2 protein-coding genes are annotated in these 2,874 nt (G+C 36.0%); both read left to right on the forward strand.

Annotation, left to right across the window (positions count from 1 at the left end):
* Window positions 1-279 precede the first annotated feature (279 nt).
* On the forward strand, window positions 280-507 hold the full coding sequence (locus ACFVSH_RS24970; RefSeq protein WP_387598790.1) for a hypothetical protein: 228 nt from the start codon (window positions 280-282) through the stop codon (window positions 505-507).
* Between the two features lie 948 nt (window positions 508-1,455).
* Window positions 1,456-2,631, forward strand: coding sequence for an acyl-CoA dehydrogenase family protein (locus tag ACFVSH_RS24975; RefSeq protein ID WP_387708440.1), 1,176 nt, complete (start codon window positions 1,456-1,458; stop codon window positions 2,629-2,631).
* Window positions 2,632-2,874 lie beyond the last annotated feature (243 nt).

Genomic DNA, 2,874 nt, shown 5'->3' on the forward strand with positions numbered 1-2,874 from the left:
GTAGATGAGGTGTTTATCGCAGAGAATTTATGCTGATTCGAAATGAAGCAAACCCCTTTTTCAGACAGGGTGCAACATTCAGTTGCATCCTGTTTTTATGTGTGCTCTTTCCTTGTTATCACTAGCGTGAGCATTTTATTTAAATCCTATTTACTTACCGTTACGTTATAAAGTAAAAAAAGAACACAATAAGGAAAAGCATAAAGGTAACAAGATGATAAAAATATAATACACTATTATCGGAGAAGACCTAAATCAAACAAAAAGGATGGGATCCTGATGGTTGATGAAAATAAGCAAAAAAACAAACGGGAACAATGGAAAAAGAAAGTCATGGATAACCTGAAGAGGGAAACGGTCAAAAATATCATAGCAATAACGGGAGACCTAGCAAGATTAGATGCTAAAGTCAATAATACTTACACTGTATACATCAAGGATGGAAGGATGATAAAGCAACCTAAAAATGGGAAGTGTGTTGTCATTAATGGAAAAGTTCAAGATTAAAATTTGTGAAGGAATAGAGAATATATATTATAGAGGCGAAGCTATATAGCGGTCGGATCACAGTAAATGGTGCATGGCCATAACAAAGTTCATAGTGCAAAGGTGCAAGGAAAGCTTACAGGAGCCTTGTATGAGCTCTAATTTGATTAGATTTGGTACATTTGTGATGTACGGCCGAGCAAATCGCACTTGAAACCCACATACAGGGGAAGAAATACAAATTACTGATCCAAAAGTTTACTGCTTCTAAACATCTGATAAGGTAAAGATGCGGTTAAATGAAAAAGTAGTATAGCGTAAAAAAATACTCTGGGATGAGATATACTCCAGAGTATTTTTTTATGTAAAATTTAGGTTATATACTTTCGTACCTGTTTTTACATAGTTTAGTGCTATGGGTAAATGTAAAACACTTATATCAGTAGCCAGGGCAAAACGTACGGGTGCGCGGGACATGATTTCATGAAGAAAACTTTCCGCCCCCTACTTGTAGAAACATGTTGTAGGTTTGTTGAAATTAGATATCGTATAACAAGCGAAGCTATGAAACTACAGGGAGGGACAGGGGTACTGGTTAATAAGCGGAGGAGAAACTTTGGTTTTGACATCCTATAGCTGGTTTATTACTTTAACAGCCTGTTAAAGCCCCCATTTTAATAGGAAATAAAAAAGAATTTTTGCTAAATTAATAAAAATATATTCCGAAAATGACCTCGACAGAATAAATGATAAAACCATATTCAAAGCAGTTAAGTAATAAATAAACAAGATTTAAAATGGAAAAAAATAGATTTTTAAAAGGGAATTCAATACTTTTGTTGAACAAGAATATTGTGGGTCATTTTAACCGTTTGATATTTGCGATTGTAACCGTTTACAACGAGATATATAACTTGATCATGTTAGTGGATTATACGTACAAAATCGTTTGAGAATGGAGGTTAACCCATGGTTAGCACGATGGAGATAAATAAGCATGATTCTCGTTCCTTCCTAACGGAAGAACACTTATTATTTAAACAATCACTTCGTGAATTTCTCGCCAAGGAGGCTGTCCCTTTTTATGATCAATGGGAAAAGGAGGGGGGAATACCTTCCTCATTTTGGAAAAAGTTTGGAGATAATGGATTTTTATGTCCGTGGCTTGATGTGGACTTCGGTGGAATAGGAGCAGATTTTGGATATTCAGTTGTGCTGGCAGAGGAATTGGAAATGGTTGGATCAGCGTTAGGAGGAATTTCCATTCATTCTGATGTTGTAGCCCCTTATATTGCCTCATTCGGAACAATAGATCAGAAACAAAGATATTTACCGAAATTCATTACAGGTGAATTGATTTCAGCTTTTGCATGGCTAGAGCCGGGAATGGGTTCGGAATTAAGTGATATCCAAACAACAGCGATTAGGAAAGATGGGTATTATATTGTCAATGGAGCCAAAGAGTTTGTCACAAATGGCTTTAAGGCCGACTTCATGATTGTGGCATGCAAAACTGATCGTAATGCTGTTCATTCCCAGGGCGGGATCAGCTTGCTGATCATTGATAAAGATACACCAGGTTTTTCACGGGGAAGGAAGCTTGGTAAAACAGGACAGGGATGCTTAGACACAGCCGAACTATTTTTCGATGATGCTTCAGTTCCTGTTGGCAACCTCCTTGGGGAGGAAGGGGAGGGTCTCTCATATATCATGCAAAAACTGCAGCAGGAAAGACTAATGTGTGCGATTGGGTCTTTAATGGCGGCGGAAGAAATGCTTCACTTAACGATGGATTTTATAAGAGGACGAAAAGCATTTGATAAGAAAATAAGTAAATATAAAAATGCACAGTTTACCATTGCTGAAATAGCGACAGATATTCATCTGGGAAGAACATTTGTTGATGGTTTGATCTGTAAACATATGACTGGGGCGAATATCATAGCTGAAGTATCGATGGCTAAATATTGGATAACGGAGATGTCTAAGCGAATATCTGAAAAGTGCATGCAATTACATGATGGCTACGGAAATATAGGAGACGATAAAATTGCCCAGCGTCACCGGGATATTCCTTTGACAACTTTCTTTACAGGGACAGATGAAACCGTAAAAACCCTTATTGCTAAAAATATTGGATTTTAATTCATCTTTAATTTTATATATCTTTTAACTACCTCATTTTAATTGAGGTAGTTTTTTTCATTTATTCAAGATAATTCCAATGAACTAGTTTTTTTAAAATAATAGGTTTAACCAGTTTGCTAAATGGGTAGAAGAGACTGTGCAAATGAAAAATTAATATATTTGTAAAATTTGTAATTGTATGCGACTGATGGAGGTGCTTGTTATGTTAAAAATCGAAAATGTATCGAAAATATATAAGGG

The sequence above is a fragment of the Peribacillus sp. NPDC058002 genome, from assembly GCF_042886655.1.
Taxonomy (GTDB): Bacteria; Bacillota; Bacilli; order Bacillales; family DSM-1321; genus Peribacillus; species Peribacillus aracenensis.